We start from the raw sequence: 16,784 nt of genomic DNA on the forward strand, positions 1-16,784 counted from the left end.
CATTTACCAGCGAAAACGTAACTGCGCCTGCGGTTCTACCGGTGCTGGCTGCGCACCTTCTACAGCAGCGGGTTGCTGCACAGGTGCCGGGGTTTCACCCGCCGGAACCTCCTGCAATTTGGCCAGGCTCAACTGCGTACGCAACTGGTCGGCACTGCCATTGACCCGATAGACGATACGACTGCCATCCACCCGCAAAGGTTGCCCGCCAAAAGGCTCAAGCAAACGACCCAAAGCGGCGTAGCGCTCCAGGCTCATGCCCTGCACTTCCAGCAATTGTTCGCTGCTTACCCCAGGCTTGACCGCGAAACGCGGCGCCAGGCGCTCGCTGACTGCCAGCAATACAGCATCGGCGAGGGCTGCCGTATCAGTGGCCTGCGCAGTACCCTGCTCACTTTTGTCACCCAACCACAGCCGCCACGTGGCCTGCCACTGGCCGCTGTCCTCACGGGCGTGCACCGCCAGCAACGCGTCAGCGCCATAACGCTCGGACGCCGCTCGCAATGGGGTCGCATCCGGGCTTTCAAGATTCGGTGCGCTGGCAACAATCTGCTCATCCAGGTCGCCCAGGGGCAGGCGTAATGGCAAGCCTCTATGCTGAGCGGCCCGCCGCAACGGCTGGGCGATGGCCTGGCCATCACCCACCAGGCTGCTGCCCTCGGTGGAGTCGTTCAGCCACCAGCCAAGGATCGACGGCCGATTAGTGCCCCACAATGCCAGGCCCGCCCCGCGCAAGGCGCGATCGGTGCTGACCGGATCGAAATCCACCTGCAGGCTTTCAGGCGGTCCGGCGTCATAACCGTACTGGCTGATGATCTGCTGCGGGTCTTTGCGGATCTCCGCCAGGCCCGGGCCTTGAGCGGCCTTGGCGTCACCGGTCAAACGGATGACCAGAGTCTCCAGGGCACGCTGTGTCGCCTGAGCGCGCTCGTCCGGGGACTGGCTGCTCACCGGTTCCAATACTTGATAAAGGCCATGGAGGGTTTCGGCATGACTCGCCAGGCTGACCAATGACAAACAGCCCACAAAGATGAATTTACACAGACGCATGGAAGATTCCCGACACAAAAAAACGGCTGGAACAGACCGAATGAAGACCGCTTGGCAAGGCTGTGACCACAGCAAGCAGCAAAACATTCACAGGGCCTTGGTAAGTTTTCGTACTGTCATAACGATAGCCGGTTAAAGGCTATACCTTAATACGGCCTCGAAGCGCCTCGATTAACGTTTTTTTTAACACCATATGCCCCTGCCCGTCGGCCCGAGGATGGCCGCTGCCCCTCAAGCCTGATAAAATCGCGCGCCTTCGCAGACCGGCAACGTCTGGGCATTTCCCCAAGTGCCCCGCGCCATTCGGTCGTTACCCCTGAATCCCCCCTAAAGGCCTGGATCATGAGCAAGCAACCCTCCCTGAGCTACAAGGACGCCGGTGTAGACATCGACGCCGGTGAAGCATTGGTCGAACGCATCAAGAGCGTCGCCAAGCGCACTGCGCGCCCCGAAGTCATGGGCGGCCTGGGCGGTTTTGGCGCCCTCTGCGAAATCCCGGCCGGCTACAAGCAGCCAGTCCTGGTGTCCGGCACCGACGGCGTGGGCACCAAGCTACGCCTGGCACTGAACCTGAACAAACACGACAGCATCGGCATCGACCTGGTCGCCATGTGCGTCAACGACCTCGTGGTTTGCGGTGCAGAGCCACTGTTCTTCCTCGACTACTACGCCACCGGCAAGCTCAACGTCGAGACCGCCACTCAGGTGGTGACCGGCATCGGCGCAGGCTGCGAGCTGTCTGGTTGCTCCCTGGTCGGCGGCGAAACCGCTGAAATGCCAGGCATGTACGAAGGCGAAGACTACGACCTGGCTGGCTTCTGCGTTGGCGTCGTGGAAAAATCCGAAATCATCGACGGTTCCAAAGTGGCCGCCGGTGACGCCCTGCTGGCCCTGCCATCGTCCGGCCCGCACTCCAACGGTTACTCGTTGATCCGCAAGATCATCGAAGTGTCCGGCGCCGACATCGAAAACATCCAGCTCGACGGCAAACCACTGACCGACTTGCTGATGGCCCCGACCCGTATCTACGTCAAGCCGCTGCTCAAGCTGATCAAGGACACCGGCGCCGTCAAGGCCATGGCCCACATCACCGGCGGCGGTCTGCTGGACAACATCCCGCGCGTACTGCCCAAAGGCGCCCAGGCCATCGTCGACGTGGCCAGCTGGCAGCGTCCGGCGGTATTCGACTGGCTGCAAGAGAAAGGCAACGTCAACGAAACCGAAATGCACCGCGTGCTGAACTGCGGTGTAGGTATGGTGATCTGCGTCGCTCAAGAGCACGTTGAAAGCGCACTGAACGTACTGCGTGAAGCCGGCGAGCAGCCATGGGTCATCGGTCAGATCGCTACTGCTGCCGAAGGCGCCGCTCAAGTCGAGCTGAAAAACCTCAAGGCTCACTAATGTCCGCAACCTGTGATGTCGTGGTGCTGCTCTCCGGCACCGGCAGTAACTTGCAGGCCCTGATCGACAGCACGCGCACCGGCTATAGCCCGGTGCGCATCGCTGCGGTGATGTCCAACCGCAGCGACGCCTACGGCCTGCAACGCGCCAGGGACGCAGGTATCGACACCCGCTCCCTGGATCACAAGGCTTTCGACGGTCGCGAGGCCTTCGATGCCGCCTTGATCGAACTGATCGACGCCTTTAACCCCAAGCTTGTGGTCCTGGCCGGTTTCATGCGCATTCTCAGCGCTGACTTCGTCCGCCATTACCAAGGGCGCCTGTTGAATATTCACCCTTCCCTGCTGCCCAAATACAAAGGGTTACATACGCACCAACGCGCCCTTGAGGCCGGCGACACGGAGCACGGCTGTAGCGTGCACTTCGTCACCGAGGAACTCGATGGCGGGCCTCTGGTCGTACAGGCAGTAGTTCCGGTAGAGTCTGCGGACTCTGCGCAGACGCTTGCGCAACGGGTTCATACCCAGGAACACAGGATTTACCCGCTGGCTGTTCGCTGGTTCGCTGAGGGGCGGTTGATTCTCGGTGAACAGGGTGCATTATTGGACGGTCAGTTACTCGCGGCCAGCGGCCACTTGATTCGAACCTAGGAGATTTTATGCGTCGCGCCCTGCTCTTCGCTTTTGCGCTGTTTGCCTTGCCTGCCGTGCAAGCGGCAGACCTTCAACCGTTCTCCGCCAGCTACACCGCCGACTGGAAACAGTTGCCCATGAGTGGTTCGGCCGAACGCAGCCTGACCAAGAATGACAACGGCACCTGGACCTTGAATTTCAAGGCTTCCATGATGATCGCCAGCCTGACCGAGACCAGCGTCATCCGTCTCGACAAAAATGCCCTGCAGCCTCAGAGCTACACCTTCGAACGGGGCGGCCTAGGCAAGACGAAGAAGATCAACCTGGATTTCGACTGGACCGCCAACAAGGTCACCGGCTTTGAAAACAAGGACCCGGTGAATACTCCACTTGAAAGCGGGATGCTGGACAAGTCCACCTACCAGTTGGCCTTGCAGCGTGATGTCGCTGCGGGCAAGAAAAGCATGAGTTATCGGGTTGCCGAAGGCACCGACACCGACACCTATGATTTCCGCGTGATCGGCCCGGAAAAGGTCCAGACCAAGGCGGGCTCCATTGATGCCATCAAGGTCGAGCGCGTGCGTGACCCGACACAAACCAAGCGCATCACCCAGATGTGGTTTGCCAAGGACTGGGGCGGCATCCTGGTTGCCCTGCGTCAGGTAGAAACCGACGGCAAGGAATACAACATCATGCTGCAAGACGGTACCGTGGACGGCAAGGCTGTCAAAGGCAGCTGATCCACCGCTATCGAATAAAGAGCCTCGCTGAATGCGGGGCTTTTTTTCGCCCTACAAACATGAAACTTTTGTCATAAAACTCAACCTCCTGCGACGCAATGTCGCGGTTTTCGGGGGCTGGAGAATTGTTCCAATTCCAGTAAAGGTCTGTTGCAGTTCTTGCTTATTTACTTAGCAAGCTAACAAACCATATAACAAAGACCTGCGACGCCTTGCCGCAGATCAACCAGAGATTGGAGCAAGCAGATGACTGTAAAAGTAACTGAACGCGACGATGCACATATGTCCCATGAAGGCGTAGCCCATGGCATCCGTATCTGGGATGTACATCAACAAGACCTGCTGGTAGGTATGTTTCACTCCGAAATCGATGCTCACAATTATAAAAACGAGCTCGAAACGCTAGAGACGAAACGCCAGGTGCAAAGCTCCTGAAGCATTGAAATCCTGCTGGTACCCGGCCCACGCAGCCGCGGTACCGGCAAACAAAAAACCCGCCGTTGAGCGGGTTTTGTTGTTTTATGGGCCTTACTGGGGCTGCTGCGCAGCCCAACGGGGGCAAGCCCCCTCGCCACAATGTTGTTTTAAAGCCTTACCACATCAGGTCGTCAGGGATCTGGTAGGCCGCATACGGATCATCCTCATCCGGCACCTGGCTCTCGGTCAGGATATTGAGTTGGACAATTCGCTCTGGCGCCCGCTCCTGAATCTTCAGCGCCGCCTCACGCGGAATCACTTCGTAACTGCCACCGTGATGGACAATCGCCAGGGAGCCGTTGCTCAGCTTATTGCGCATCAACGTGTTGACCGACAGGCGCTTGACCTTCTTGTCATCGACGAAGTTGTAGTAGTCCTCGGTAGTCAGTTTCGGCAAGCGCGAGGTTTCGATCAATTGCTTGACCTGGGCGGTACGGGCCTTGGCCTCGGCCTTTTCTTGCTGCTGGCGGTTCAGCTCCTGGTCGCGCTTGACCTTCTCGGCGTGCGCCTCAATGGCCAGGCGTGCCTGGGTGTCGTCGGCCTCGACCTGGCCTTTATGGACCAGTCGCTGCTGTTTCTGTTTATCCTTGCCGACCTGCTTGGCCTGCTTTTGGTTGACCAGACCTGCTTTGAGCAACTGGTCGCGAAGGGAAAGGCTCATGGTGCTTACTCACTTAGGCAACTGCTCAACCGCAGCTGGACACATTCTTTTCCTGACGTTTGGCTTCGCCCCACAGGGCGTCCAACTCTTCGAGGGTGCAATCTTCTATGGGACGGTGGGTCTCGCGCAATGCCTGTTCGATAAATCGGAAACGTCGTTCGAATTTGGCATTGGCGCCACGCAGGGCGGTTTCCGGGTCGACCTTGAGATGACGGGCCAGGTTGACCGCCGCAAACAGCAGGTCACCGACTTCATCAGCGATAGCCGCCGGGTCGTTATCGGCCATGGCTTCGAGCACTTCATCCAGCTCTTCACGCACGTTATCCACGACCGGCAATGCCGCCGGCCAATCGAAACCGACTTGTCCTGCGCGCTTTTGCAATTTGGCCGCACGGGACAGAGCGGGCAAGGTTGCAGGCACATCGTCGAGCAAGGATAACTGCTCAGGCGCGTCGGACTTTTGCGCCCGCTCCTCGGCCTTGATCTCCTCCCAACGCTCTTTGACCTGCTCTTCGCTCAACTGCGGGACATCCAGTGGCGCGTACAGATCACCCGTCGGGAACACATGGGGGTGGCGACGAATCAGCTTGCGGGTGATGCTGTCGATCACCCCGGCAAATTCAAAGCGCCCCTCTTCCCGAGCCAGTTGGCTGTAATACACCACCTGAAACAACAGGTCGCCCAGCTCACCTTGCAGGTGATCAAAATCCCCCCGTTCAATGGCGTCGGCGACTTCGTAGGCCTCCTCCAGGGTGTGGGGGACGATGCTGGCGTAGGTTTGCTTGATGTCCCACGGACACCCGTATTGCGGGTCCCGCAGGCGATTCATCAGGTACAGCAGGTCTTCAAGTGAATACATCGATCTCTGTCCGCTTCCTGCTTATGGCGTCCGGTTGCGCCGGGTCTCAATGATGTTCGGCAACTGGGAAATACGCCCCAGCAACCGCCCCAGCGCGTCCAGCCCCGGAATCTCGATGGTCAGGGACATCAACGCGGTGTTGTCCTCCTTGTTCGAGCGGGTGTTGACCGCCAACACGTTGATCCGCTCATTGAGCAGCACTTGCGACACATCCCGCAGCAGACCCGAACGGTCATAGGCGCGAATGACAATGTCCACCGGATAAGTGAGCACCGGTACCGGTCCCCAACTGACCTGGATGATCCGCTCCGGCTCACGCCCGCCCAGTTGCAACACCGAGGCACAATCCTGGCGGTGAATGCTCACCCCACGGCCTTGAGTGATGTAGCCGACGATTGCGTCACCCGGAAGCGGCTGGCAGCAGCCAGCCATTTGCGTCATCAGGTTGCCTACGCCCTGGATTTGGATATCGCCGCGCTTGCCTGGCTTGTAGCCGGTGGCCTTGCGCGGAATCAGCTCCAGTTGTTCACTGCCACGCTCCGGTTCCACCAGTTGCTGGGCCAGGTTAACCAACTGCGCCAGGCGCAGATCACCGGCACCGAGGGCGGCGAACATGTCTTCGGCGATCTTCATGTTGGCCTTTTCGGCCAACTTGTCGAAGTCCACCTGAGGCAAGCCCAGGCGCCCCAGTTCGCGCTCGAGCAAGGTCTTGCCGGCCGCGACGTTCTGGTCGCGGGCCTGCAGCTTGAACCAGTGAACAATCTTTGCTCGCGCCCGGGATGTGGTGATGTAGCCCAGGTTCGGGTTCAGCCAGTCGCGACTCGGTGTACCGTGCTTGCTGGTGATGATCTCGACCTGTTCACCGGTCTGCAGGCTGTAGTTGAGCGGTACGATACGCCCGTTGATCTTGGCGCCACGGCAGTTGTGGCCGATTTCGGTATGTACGCGATAGGCAAAGTCCAGGGGCGTGGCACCCTTGGGCAGGTCGATAGCGTGGCCGTCCGGAGTGAAGATATAGACCCGGTCCGGCTCGATATCCACCCGTAACTGTTCGGCCAAGCCGCCGATATCGCCGAGCTCTTCGTGCCATTCCAGCACCTGGCGCAACCAGGAGATTTTCTCTTCGTACTGGTTGGAACCGGCCTTGACGTCGGTGCCCTTGTAGCGCCAGTGGGCACACACACCCAGCTCGGCCTCTTCGTGCATGGCGTGGGTGCGGATCTGCACTTCCAGCACCTTGCCCTCGGGACCGATCACTGCGGTGTGCAGCGAGCGATAGCCGTTTTCCTTGGGGTTGGCGATGTAGTCGTCGAACTCCTTGGGAATGTGCCGCCACAGCGTGTGGACGATGCCCAGCGCGGTGTAGCAATCGCGCATTTCCGGCACCAGTACCCGCACGGCGCGCACGTCGTAGATCTGGCTGAAGGCCAGGCCCTTGCGCTGCATTTTGCGCCAGATGGAGTAGATGTGCTTGGCCCGGCCGCTGATGTCAGCTTCGACACCCGTGGCTTGCAACTCGGAGCGCAACTGGCCCATCACGTCGCTGATGAAACGCTCACGGTCCAGCCGCCGCTCGTGGAGCAGCGTGGCGATCTGTTTGTATTGATCAGGTTCGAGGTAGCGGAAGGACAAGTCCTCCAGCTCCCACTTGATATGACCGATGCCCAGGCGATGAGCCAGCGGCGCGTAGATATCGAAAACTTCCCGGGCAACGCGATTGCGCTTTTCGTCATCGGCAGTTTTTACCGCACGAATCGCGCAGGTACGCTCGGCCAGTTTGATCAGGGCGACGCGCACGTCATCGACCATCGCCACCAGCATCTTGCGCAGGTTTTCCACCTGGCCCTGGGTGCCCAGCACCATCGACTGACGTGGGCTGAGGCTGGCGCTGATCGCCGCCATGCGCAGCACACCATCGATCAGCTTGGCGACCACAGTGCCAAAACGCTGGCTGACCAGCGGCAGCGCAATATGCCCTTCGCGCACGCCGCGATACAGCACGGCTGCGATCAGCGAATCCTGATCGAGCTTGAGATCGGCGAGGATCTCCGCGATTTCCAACCCGGTGCGAAAGCTTGAAGTGCCTTCGGCCCACAGGTTCTTGGCCGCATTATCTTGCTGTTCAGACTCACGAGCGAACTCGCACGCTGCTTTCAAGGCTTCACGGTCCAGTGCCGGATCGACACTGACGGCATGATCCAGCCATGCCTCGAGATTGATACTGCCGTCGGTGTTGATCGGCTGGTGTGCTCTCACCTGTACCATCTTGCTTACCTTCCCTACGACGCACCTTTAAGTGCATCAAAATCATCGCTGACCTGCTTTACAAAACAAGCTTGCGCACACTCCCTGGCAGGTCACAGGCCCAGAGATGCAGGCCAGTCGGATTAAACAGGCATCCTAGCCCGCTTCAAATAACGCCATCGCCTCGACATGGGCCGTCTGCGGAAACATGTCGAGGATCCCGGCACGCTTTAGCCGGTAGCCTTGCTTGACCAACTCAACCGTGTCCCGCGCCAGCGTCGCTGGGTTGCAGGACACATACACCAGGCGATCAGCCCCCAGAGTGGCGAGCTTGCGCACAACCTCCAGGGCACCATCGCGGGGCGGGTCCAAGAGTACCGCAGAAAAGCCCTCTTTGGCCCATTCCACGTCGGTCAAAGGCTGGGACAAATCGGCCTGAAAAAACTGCGCATTATGCAAATTATTGTTTACGGCGTTGGCGGCGGCGCGATCAACCATCGCCTGCACACCTTCTACCGCCACCACTTCCCGTACCTGACGCGCCAGGGGCAAAGCGAAGTTGCCCAGGCCGCAAAACAGGTCCAAAACCCGTTCGTCGGGCTTCGGTGCCAGCCATTCCAGAGCTTGGGCAACCATCGCCTCGTTGATCCCTGCGTTGACCTGGACAAAATCTCCCGGCCGATAAGCCAGCTCCAGACCCCATTGCTCCAGCCGGTAGCCCAGGGCCTGATCTGCCTCGAAAGGCTGCGGCTGTCCTTCGCCATGGAGCCACAACTGCGCTTCATGGAAGGTACAAAATTCTTTCAGGATCGTCAGGTCCGCGTCGGACAACGGCGCCATGTGCCGCAGCAACACGGCGATGGACGATCCGCTGAACAGTTCGACATGGCCGAGGGCCTGAGGTTTGCTCAAACGCCGGAGCATATTCGGCAAACGCTGCATGATCGGTTGCAAGGCCTGTACCAGCACCGGGCAATCATCGATGGCAACGATGTCCTGGCTGGCGGCAGCGCGAAAACCCACCTCCAGTTTTTTCGCCTTGGCATCCCAGCGCACGGCCACCCGGGCACGACGGCGATAGGCGAATTCCGGGCCGCTCAATGGCGCAGCCCACTCTTGGGGTTCGACACCCGCCACGCGGGACAACTGCTCGGCAAGCATGCGCTGTTTCAGGGCGAGCTGTTCGTCGTGGGGCAAGTGCTGCAGGCTGCAACCGCCACAACGACCGGCATGCACACACGGTGCGGGACGACGCAACTCGCTGGCCTTGAACACCCGCTCGGTACGGGCCTCGACCACTTTGCCATGGGCACCCAGCACCCGCGCCTCGACCTCTTCGCCGGCCAGGGCACCGGTCACAAACCAGGTGCGTCCTTCGAAGAACACGATGCCACGGCCGTCATTGGCCAGGCGCTCGATGGTCAGGCGCTGTTTCTTGCCCGTCGGTATTTGTGGGGCCCGGCTGCCGCCCGTCGGTTGGAAGCGCAGGCCTCTCTCGTGCTTGGCCATCAGTTAGGCGCGTCGAAAATGCCGGTCGACAGGTAACGGTCGCCACGGTCACAGATGATCGCGACGATCACCGCGTTTTCCAGTTCCTGGGACAAGCGCAACATGCCCGCCACGGCGCCACCTGAGGACACGCCGCAGAAAATGCCCTCTTCACGGGCCAGGCGCCGGGTGGTGTCTTCGGCTTCACGCTGGGCCATGTCGATGATGCGGTCGACGCGGTCGGCGTTGTAGATCTTCGGCAAATACTCTTGCGGCCAGCGGCGAATCCCGGGGATCGCCGAGCCTTCCATGGGTTGCAGACCGACGATCTGGATCTCGGGGTTCTGCTCCTTGAGGAAGCGCGACGTACCCATGATGGTGCCGGTGGTGCCCATGGAACTGACGAAATGGGTGATGGTGCCCTGGGTCTGGCGCCAGATTTCCGGGCCGGTGCTGGTGTAGTGCGCCTCGGGGTTATCGCCGTTGGCAAACTGGTCCAGCACCTGACCACGGCCTTCGGCGGCCATGCGCTCAGCGAGATCGCGCGCGCCTTCCATGCCTTCTTCCTGGGTCACCAGGATCAACTCGGCACCATAGGCGGTCATCGCGGCCTTGCGCTCGGCGCTGCCGTTGTCGGGCATGATCAGGATCATCTTGTAACCCTTGATTGCCGCGGCCATGGCCAAGGCAATCCCGGTGTTACCAGAGGTGGCTTCGATCAGGGTATCGCCGGGCCGGATCTGCCCACGTAACTCGGCACGGGTGATCATCGACAGCGCCGGGCGGTCCTTGACCGAGCCCGCCGGGTTATTCCCTTCGAGCTTGAGCAACAAGATATTGCTGGTGTTACCCGGCATGCGCTGCAAGCGGACCAGCGGGGTGTTGCCGACGCAATCGGCGATAGTTGGGTACTGCAAGGTCATGGCGTATTCGCAATCCAGACTGCGGGGGCGCCCATCATACCGACAAACACCGGCGGGCCATATCACGCAAAGTATGGTGCTTATGCAGGAAAGCTATAAGCCAAACAGTATTCCTACGCGATGGGCCCGCGATGGAACCAACCAAAGCAGGACGGCCACTGAGCCTTCGGCATTCAAAGGACTACGCGTAGCAAACTCAAGCTCTACAAGGTGCGCCCCAAGTTACTGACAATCGCGTACATGCCATGAAAACCAACAGGGACAATTTCCACTCAAAAGAGAAATTTGATGCCTAGCCTTTATACCTCTCAGGACATTACTACACCTTCGATCACGGCCCATCAGCCTGTAGATTCAAAATCGATGACTGATGCCTCCCTGACTCGCCTGAGTGAAACAGAGCAACAACAGATGTTACAGGCCAGAGGTCATAGCGAACTGCTCAAGAATCGCACCGGCAATCATCTGATGCTTGTCGCTCACCGTGGAACCGGCCCTACCAGCGTATTTGGCTCGACATTTCCCGAAAAATTTCAGCCCGAGAACAGCCTTCAAGCCATCAAGTCCGCAATCCTTCAGGGTGCAGACGCCATTGAAATTGATATTTTTAAATCCAAGGATGGAAAAGTCATGGTCACCCATGACGACGAAATTTGGCGCAATGCGTTCAATGCTGATCGCAGCGGCTCTAGCCTGCCGAAGGGCGAAACCAAAGAGTCCTATTTAGTGGGGAGTAAAACAGCCAATGAACTCAAGACCATCCCCATCGGGAGAAATGGCGAAACAACGCCGACCTTGTCTGAAGTGATTGGGCTGGTCAACGACGCCAACCAAACGCTTAAGCAATATGGCAAGAGCCCAATCATCCTTAACATCGAACTGAAGGATGCAACAGCTGTGTCCTCCATGCTGGATCTCGTTGCACAAGGGTCAGAACACCCCAACAAACTTGCCCCAGAAAACATCATTTTCTGCTCGTTCAAGCATGAAGCGCTCAAAGAGTTGAAGGCAGAAGCGGAGCAAAGAGGACTGACCGGAATAAACATCGCTCCCGGCATCAAGACAGCAGACTTGTTCGGCAAGGAAAACATGAAAGAGGACTTCTCCCTTAAAGACCCAAAGGCCGAGTATCAGGCCAGCGCGATGGATAACCTGCGGGCCCTCGTGGAAGGCAGTGGGTTTCAGGGGTATGACGGCATCTTGTGGGACTTACGCGCGCCCATCGTCGACCTCGCAGTGTCTGGCGGCAAGGCGATTCACGCCTCCACTTCCGACTTCAGGCAGTACAACGACAATCGAGACTTTGCCTCGGTGCTGCTTGAGTTAAGCAAGCGTGTCGATACTTTTTTCAAGTCCGATAACGTCGACGACGCAAGAAAGGTATTACTTGAGTCCAGTCTTCTACTGAATGGGATCGGCATCCAAATGATGCACAAGAAAACACCTGAAGGCGAAGACAGCTTCTATTTCTACCGGCCTGCCGATCAACAGGACAATAGCCAGGTTCTGAAAACAGGCGCAAAGAAACCTATCGCCTATTCAAAGCTGGTATCTGAATAACCCCCTCAACGTTGTAGTACTGCCCCCTTGCAGCACCTACAAGAGGGCTTTTTTCTGCCCATGGTTTCGCTGAAAGACCGTTTCCCCCATCGCTGCAATCTGCCCTTCGATCAACGCCTCGAATGGCTTCAACAACGGCTCGAACGACGCGGGCGCTTCCAACACCTGCAACGCCTGCACAATTGCCTCCACCGTCGACAACGCCCCCGGCCCCGGCGCCTTGCGCAGCCGATATCTGGACACGGCACCCTCGGCCAACGTGACTCGCGGTAACGCCGCCAACAAAGGGTTGAGGTGCAGCAATTTGCGCGCCTTGCGCCAGGTACCGTCGGGCACCACCAACAGCAACGGCTCGTCGGACGGCGTGTACGCCTGCAACGGCTGCGCATCCTCGGCAGGAAACAACAGTCGCGTCCGGTACCCGGGTACGTTCAATAAGGCTGGCAGTTCCTCAAACACCTCCCCCACCACCAACTGCGCATTCATCAGCCCCAATGCCGCTAACCGTGCGGTATTCAGTGCATGGTTGACCTCGCTGGGATGCTGCAACAACAGCACTCGGGTGCGGCTATCGAGTTGGGGGATCAGTGGGCACAGACAATGAGTGGAGGGGCGCAGGCAGCGTGGGCATTGAGGTCTGGACATAAGGGTCACGCCTGGTTGAGCTGGGCTTTGAGCAAGTCGCGGAAGGTTTGGATCAGCGGCTCGCGGCTGCGGCCCCGGCGCATGATCATCGAAAACGGTGCCTGATAACCAAAAGTCGCCGGCAGCAGCACCCGCAGATCACCCTTGTCGGCCCAGGCCTGAGCGTAGTGCTCCGGCAGGTAGCCGATATAGGCGCCAGAGAGCACCAGGATCAGTTGCGCCTCCATACTCTCCACGGTAGCGGCGCTGTGCTTGAAGCCGTGGCGCGCCAGTTCTGCCTGGCTCCAGTAGCCACGACCGACCATGCGTTGCTGGGTGATCACTTGTTCAGGAATACGCCGCTCGGTGAACAACGGGTGGCGGGTGCTGCAATACAGCCAGTGCTGCTCCCGATAGAGCGGCATGTAGATCAGCCCGCTCATGCGCGTGGAAAAGGCGCCGATGGCCAAGTCCAGGCGATTGTCCTGCACCCCCAGTTGCAGTTCGTAGGGACTCATCACCGACAGGTGCAAATGCACCGCCGGGTGCTCAAGGCTGTAGGCACCGATCACTTCGGCGAACGGCAGGGCCTTGTCACTGACGGTGGAGTCCAGCACGCCGAGCTTGAGGGTGCCGCGCAACTCACCCTTGAGCGCCGCGGCGTATTGCTCGAAGCCTTCCAGCTCGCCGAGCAGACGCAAGGTTTCCTGGTGGAACAGCTCACCCTTGCTGGTCAAGCTGAAACCGCCCCGCCCGCGATGGCACAGCACTAGGCCCAACGCGCCTTCCAATTGGCTCATGTAAGTGCTGATGGCCGACGTCGACAGGTTGAGTTCGTGCTGGGCGCTGGCAAACCCTTGATGCCGCACCACGCTGACGAAGATGCGCAGGAGTTTCAGGTCGGGCAAGGTGTTGGCCATAAGTTCTCCGCTTGGTCTCAGGCTCGTGATCCCGTAGCCGCTGCCGAGGAACGAGGCTGCGATCGTCGACGCAGTCGGCGCAGTGTCTCAAGATCGCTGAAGGCCTTCGGCCTTATCGCAGCCTGCGGCAGCGGCTACAGGATGTTACGAAGTCTATCTCTCCCACGATACTTAGTTTAGAAAAATCTGAACTAAGTATTTGCCCCCAGCGATTCTTCCCCTCCCCTGCATTTCGCAGAATCGACCTCTAATAAACAAAACACGATGAGGCAATCCCGTGGACAAGATTTTCCACCAACCACTGGGCGGCAACGAAATGCCGCGCTTCGCCGGCATCGCCACCATGATGCGTCTTCCCCATTTGCAATCGGCCGAGGGTCTCGATGCCGCCTTTATCGGCGTGCCCCTGGATATCGGCACCTCCCTGCGCGCCGGCACCCGCTTCGGGCCTCGTGAAATCCGCGCCGAGTCGGTGATGATCCGCCCCTACAACATGGCCACGGGCGCCGCGCCGTTTGACTCACTGTCCGTCGCGGACATTGGCGATGTCGCCATCAACACCTTCAACCTGCTGGACGCCGTGCGGATCATCGAAGAATCCTACGATGAAATCCTTCAGCACGATGTGATTCCGTTGACCCTGGGCGGCGACCACACCATCACCCTGCCGATCCTGCGGGCGATCCACAAAAAACACGGCAAGGTCGGGCTGGTGCACATCGATGCCCACGCCGACGTCAACGATCACATGTTCGGTGAGAAAATCGCCCACGGCACCACCTTCCGCCGAGCCGTGGAAGAAGGTTTGCTCGATTGCGATCGCGTGGTGCAAATCGGCCTGCGAGCCCAGGGCTACACCGCTGAAGACTTCAACTGGAGCCGCAAGCAGGGCTTTCGCGTGGTCCAGGCTGAAGAGTGCTGGCACCACTCCCTGGCACCCTTGATGGCCGAAGTGCGTGAAAAGGTCGGCGGTGGCCCGGTGTACCTCAGCTTCGACATCGACGGCATCGACCCCGCCTGGGCACCTGGCACCGGCACCCCGGAAATCGGTGGCCTGACCACCATCCAGGCGATCGAGATCATCCGCGGCTGCCAAGGCCTGGACCTGATTGGTTGCGATCTGGTGGAAGTTTCGCCGCCCTATGACACCACCGGCAACACCTCGCTGCTGGGCGCCAACCTGCTGTACGAAATGCTCTGCGTACTGCCAGGCGTGGCCCACCGCTAATGAGCGAGCGCGACGAGGTTTTGGACGCGGCGGCCGACCTGGTGTCGGCCTTCGCCCGCAATGATCGCGACGCCTACTTCGGCGCGTTCAGCACGGACGCCAGCTTCGTGCTCTACACCCTTCCCAAGCCGCTGCTGAGTCGCGATGCCTACCAGGCGTTGTGGGACAGCTGGCGCCGGGACGAGGGCTTCGAGGTGCTGTCCTGCACCTCAAGCAATGCTTTCGTCAGCCTGCAAGGTGACGTGGCGATATTTATTCATGACGTGGCCACCGAGCTACGCATGAACGGGGAGCAAAGCGTTAGCCAGGAACGCGAGACCATTGTCTTCACCCGACAAGGCTTGCGCGCACAACAACAAAAAGGCCTGTGGCTGGCCTGTCACGAACATTTGTCCGCTATGCCGGAAGGGCTGCCGCCCCCTTAGCCAATATGATCGGAGCAGATCATGAATAATAAAAACAACGAAAACAGTATTCGCAACATAGAAACCAACGGCGTCGAACAGATCCCGGACCATGAGCGCACCGCCGGGCCCAAGGATTTGTTTCGCCTGATTTTCGGCGGTGCCAATACCTTTGCCACGGCAGTACTGGGCAGCTTCCCGGTGCTGTTTGGCTTGTCGTTCCAGGCCGGCGTCTGGGCGATTGTCCTCGGCGTGCTGGTGGGCGCGGTAATCCTGGCACCCATGGGCCTGTTCGGGCCGCTCAATGGCACCAACAATGCCGTGTCTTCCGGTGCGCATTTCGGCGTACATGGGCGGATTGTCGGCTCGTTCCTGTCGCTGCTGACCGCTATCGCGTTCTTCTCACTGTCGGTGTGGAGCTCCGGCGATGCATTGATCGGTGGAGCGAAACGGCTGATTGGCTTGCCGGAAACCGACCTAACCCTGGGCCTGGCTTACGGCGTATTCGCGATCCTCGTGCTGACGGTCTGTATCTACGGCTTTCGCTTCATGCTGTGGGTCAACCGCATTGCCGTGTGGGCAGCAAGCTTGTTGTTTCTGCTGGGGATCTTTGCCTTCGCGCCGGCTTTCGACAGCCACTTCGCCGGCACCGTCGGCCTCGGCCAGACTGGCTTCTGGGCGGCTTTTATCGGTGCTGCGCTGGTGGCCATGAGCAACCCGATTTCCTTCGGCGCATTTCTCGGCGACTGGTCGCGCTACATCCCTCGGGAAACGCCTAAGGGCCGGATCATGCTGGCAGTAATCGCCGCGCAGATCGCGACCTTGATTCCGTTCCTGTTCGGCCTGGCCACCGCGACCATCGTGGCGATCAAGGCGCCGGACTATATCGCGGCCAATAACTACGTCGGCGGCCTGCTGGCCGTGGCGCCGAGCTGGTTCTTCCTGCCGGTCTGCCTGATCGCGGTCATCGGCGGCATGTCCACCGGCACCACCTCGCTGTATGGCACCGGCCTGGACATGTCCAGCGTGTTCCCACGCCTGTTGTCGCGGGTCAAGGCGACGCTGCTGATCGGCGTGATGTCGATTGCCTTCATCTTCATCGGACGTTTCGCCGCCAACCTGGTGCAGAGCGTGTCGACCTTCGCCGTGCTGATCATCACCTGCACCACACCGTGGATGGTGATGATGATCATCGGTTTGATCGTACGCCGGGGCTTCTACTGCCCGGATGACCTGCAAGTCTTCACCCGGGGCGAGACCGGCGGGCGCTACTGGTTCAGCCACGGCTGGAACTGGCGTGGCCTGGGCGCCTGGATTCCCAGCGCACTGGTGGGGCTGTGCTTCGTCAACCTGCCGGGGCAGTTTGTCGGGCCGCTGGGCAACCTGGCCGATGGCATCGACATCAGCCTGCCAGTGACCCTGGGGCTGGCCTCGGTGGTGTACCTGACCTTGCTTCGTCTGTTTCCGGAACCGGCCTCCGTTTACGGGCCGAACGATCCTCGCAGCAAGCGCATGGATGCGCTCGATAAACCGGCGATGCAACACGCCGCCTGATAGCCCATAAAAAAGATAA

General features: G+C 59.5%; 16 protein-coding genes. 8 read left to right on the forward strand and 8 right to left on the reverse strand.

Translation table 11 applies throughout. From position 1 onward, the window contains the following. Positions 1 to 3: 3 nt before the first annotated feature. Positions 4 to 1,050, reverse strand: a complete 1,047-nt coding sequence (locus tag J7E41_RS19695; protein ID WP_214995397.1) for a DUF2066 domain-containing protein — start codon at positions 1,048 to 1,050, stop codon at positions 4 to 6. Positions 1,051 to 1,392: 342 nt separating this feature from the next. On the opposite strand from J7E41_RS19695, the gene purM reads away from it, so the two are divergent. The 4 genes from purM to J7E41_RS19715 all read left to right on the forward strand — a co-directional run bounded on the left by purM (position 1,393) and on the right by J7E41_RS19715 (position 4,258). After that, positions 1,393 to 2,451 (forward strand): phosphoribosylformylglycinamidine cyclo-ligase, encoded by a 1,059-nt coding sequence (gene purM / locus J7E41_RS19700; RefSeq protein WP_181285051.1) that lies wholly within the window; start codon positions 1,393 to 1,395, stop codon positions 2,449 to 2,451. Next, entirely contained in the window at positions 2,451 to 3,101 is a 651-nt protein-coding gene (purN, locus tag J7E41_RS19705; protein ID WP_214995399.1) for a phosphoribosylglycinamide formyltransferase, read from the forward strand. The genes purM and purN overlap by 1 nt, the downstream gene beginning before the upstream one ends. Before the next feature lie 8 nt (positions 3,102 to 3,109). Next, positions 3,110 to 3,823 (forward strand): DUF3108 domain-containing protein, encoded by a 714-nt coding sequence (locus tag J7E41_RS19710; protein ID WP_214995401.1) that lies wholly within the window; start codon positions 3,110 to 3,112, stop codon positions 3,821 to 3,823. Between the two features lie 246 nt (positions 3,824 to 4,069). Beyond that, a complete protein-coding gene (locus tag J7E41_RS19715; RefSeq protein ID WP_214995403.1) occupies positions 4,070 to 4,258 on the forward strand; it encodes a hypothetical protein in 189 nt (62 codons plus the stop codon). 157 nt (positions 4,259 to 4,415) lie between these two features. On the opposite strand, the gene J7E41_RS19720 is transcribed toward J7E41_RS19715, so the two are convergent. The 5 genes from J7E41_RS19720 to cysM all read right to left on the reverse strand — a co-directional run bounded on the left by J7E41_RS19720 (position 4,416) and on the right by cysM (position 10,475). Continuing rightward, positions 4,416 to 4,961, reverse strand: coding sequence for a DUF2058 domain-containing protein (locus tag J7E41_RS19720; protein WP_214995405.1), 546 nt, complete (start codon positions 4,959 to 4,961; stop codon positions 4,416 to 4,418). 25 nt (positions 4,962 to 4,986) lie between these two features. After that, on the reverse strand, positions 4,987 to 5,820 hold the full coding sequence (gene mazG, locus J7E41_RS19725; RefSeq protein WP_214995407.1) for a nucleoside triphosphate pyrophosphohydrolase: 834 nt from the start codon (positions 5,818 to 5,820) through the stop codon (positions 4,987 to 4,989). A 21-nt stretch (positions 5,821 to 5,841) separates the two neighbouring features. Continuing rightward, positions 5,842 to 8,085, reverse strand: a complete 2,244-nt coding sequence (gene relA / locus J7E41_RS19730) for a GTP diphosphokinase (protein ID WP_214995409.1) — start codon at positions 8,083 to 8,085, stop codon at positions 5,842 to 5,844. A gap of 135 nt (positions 8,086 to 8,220) precedes the next feature. Then, the gene (rlmD, locus tag J7E41_RS19735) at positions 8,221 to 9,573 is read right to left on the reverse strand and encodes a 23S rRNA (uracil(1939)-C(5))-methyltransferase RlmD (protein ID WP_214995411.1); all 1,353 of its coding nucleotides are present in this window, start codon (positions 9,571 to 9,573) and stop codon (positions 8,221 to 8,223) included. Next, complete coding sequence (gene cysM / locus J7E41_RS19740) at positions 9,573 to 10,475, reverse strand: cysteine synthase CysM (protein WP_214995413.1); 903 nt, start codon at positions 10,473 to 10,475, stop codon at positions 9,573 to 9,575. Before cysM ends, rlmD begins: the two co-directional genes overlap by 1 nt. Positions 10,476 to 10,763: 288 nt before the next feature. On the opposite strand from cysM, the gene J7E41_RS19745 reads away from it, so the two are divergent. After that, on the forward strand, positions 10,764 to 12,035 hold the full coding sequence (locus tag J7E41_RS19745; RefSeq protein WP_214995415.1) for a glycerophosphodiester phosphodiesterase: 1,272 nt from the start codon (positions 10,764 to 10,766) through the stop codon (positions 12,033 to 12,035). Positions 12,036 to 12,071: 36 nt separating this feature from the next. On the opposite strand, the gene J7E41_RS19750 is transcribed toward J7E41_RS19745, so the two are convergent. Together J7E41_RS19750 and J7E41_RS19755 are read right to left on the reverse strand one after the other, a co-directional pair. Continuing rightward, positions 12,072 to 12,680, reverse strand: a complete 609-nt coding sequence (locus J7E41_RS19750) for a tRNA-uridine aminocarboxypropyltransferase (protein ID WP_214995417.1) — start codon at positions 12,678 to 12,680, stop codon at positions 12,072 to 12,074. Between the two features lie 5 nt (positions 12,681 to 12,685). After that, the gene (locus tag J7E41_RS19755; protein ID WP_214995419.1) at positions 12,686 to 13,579 is read right to left on the reverse strand and encodes a LysR family transcriptional regulator; all 894 of its coding nucleotides are present in this window, start codon (positions 13,577 to 13,579) and stop codon (positions 12,686 to 12,688) included. A gap of 277 nt (positions 13,580 to 13,856) precedes the next feature. Here J7E41_RS19755 and speB point away from each other — a divergent pair, with 277 nt between their 5' ends. The 3 genes from speB to J7E41_RS19770 are packed head-to-tail and all read left to right on the forward strand — an operon-like array spanning position 13,857 to position 16,765. Then, a complete protein-coding gene (speB, locus tag J7E41_RS19760) occupies positions 13,857 to 14,807 on the forward strand; it encodes an agmatinase (RefSeq protein ID WP_214995421.1) in 951 nt (316 codons plus the stop codon). Continuing rightward, complete coding sequence (locus J7E41_RS19765) at positions 14,807 to 15,232, forward strand: YybH family protein (protein ID WP_214995423.1); 426 nt, start codon at positions 14,807 to 14,809, stop codon at positions 15,230 to 15,232. The genes speB and J7E41_RS19765 overlap by 1 nt, the downstream gene beginning before the upstream one ends. Before the next feature lie 21 nt (positions 15,233 to 15,253). Continuing rightward, positions 15,254 to 16,765, forward strand: coding sequence for a purine-cytosine permease family protein (locus J7E41_RS19770; RefSeq protein WP_214995424.1), 1,512 nt, complete (start codon positions 15,254 to 15,256; stop codon positions 16,763 to 16,765). The last annotated feature ends 19 nt before the right edge of the window (positions 16,766 to 16,784 follow it).

Origin of the sequence: Pseudomonas fluorescens (genome assembly GCF_018614655.1) — a bacterium.
GTDB classification, from domain to species: Bacteria; Pseudomonadota; Gammaproteobacteria; order Pseudomonadales; family Pseudomonadaceae; genus Aquipseudomonas; species Aquipseudomonas fluorescens_BX.

Excerpts from the sequence above, each read along its gene's own strand:
- J7E41_RS19695 (WP_214995397.1), bottom strand. The coding sequence starts at position 1,050 with ATGCGTCTGTGTAAATTCATCTTTGTGGGCTGTTTGTCATTGGTCAGC.
- purM (WP_181285051.1), top strand. The coding sequence starts at position 1,393 with ATGAGCAAGCAACCCTCCCTGAGCTACAAGGACGCCGGTGTAGACATC.
- purN (WP_214995399.1), top strand. The coding sequence starts at position 2,451 with ATGTCCGCAACCTGTGATGTCGTGGTGCTGCTCTCCGGCACCGGCAGT.
- J7E41_RS19710 (WP_214995401.1), top strand. The coding sequence starts at position 3,110 with ATGCGTCGCGCCCTGCTCTTCGCTTTTGCGCTGTTTGCCTTGCCTGCC.
- J7E41_RS19715 (WP_214995403.1), top strand. The coding sequence starts at position 4,070 with ATGACTGTAAAAGTAACTGAACGCGACGATGCACATATGTCCCATGAA.
- J7E41_RS19720 (WP_214995405.1), bottom strand. The coding sequence starts at position 4,961 with ATGAGCCTTTCCCTTCGCGACCAGTTGCTCAAAGCAGGTCTGGTCAAC.
- mazG (WP_214995407.1), bottom strand. The coding sequence starts at position 5,820 with ATGTATTCACTTGAAGACCTGCTGTACCTGATGAATCGCCTGCGGGAC.
- relA (WP_214995409.1), bottom strand. The coding sequence starts at position 8,085 with ATGGTACAGGTGAGAGCACACCAGCCGATCAACACCGACGGCAGTATC.
- rlmD (WP_214995411.1), bottom strand. The coding sequence starts at position 9,573 with ATGGCCAAGCACGAGAGAGGCCTGCGCTTCCAACCGACGGGCGGCAGC.
- cysM (WP_214995413.1), bottom strand. The coding sequence starts at position 10,475 with ATGACCTTGCAGTACCCAACTATCGCCGATTGCGTCGGCAACACCCCG.
- J7E41_RS19745 (WP_214995415.1), top strand. The coding sequence starts at position 10,764 with ATGCCTAGCCTTTATACCTCTCAGGACATTACTACACCTTCGATCACG.
- J7E41_RS19750 (WP_214995417.1), bottom strand. The coding sequence starts at position 12,680 with ATGTCCAGACCTCAATGCCCACGCTGCCTGCGCCCCTCCACTCATTGT.
- J7E41_RS19755 (WP_214995419.1), bottom strand. The coding sequence starts at position 13,579 with ATGGCCAACACCTTGCCCGACCTGAAACTCCTGCGCATCTTCGTCAGC.
- J7E41_RS19765 (WP_214995423.1), top strand. The coding sequence starts at position 14,807 with ATGAGCGAGCGCGACGAGGTTTTGGACGCGGCGGCCGACCTGGTGTCG.
- J7E41_RS19770 (WP_214995424.1), top strand. The coding sequence starts at position 15,254 with ATGAATAATAAAAACAACGAAAACAGTATTCGCAACATAGAAACCAAC.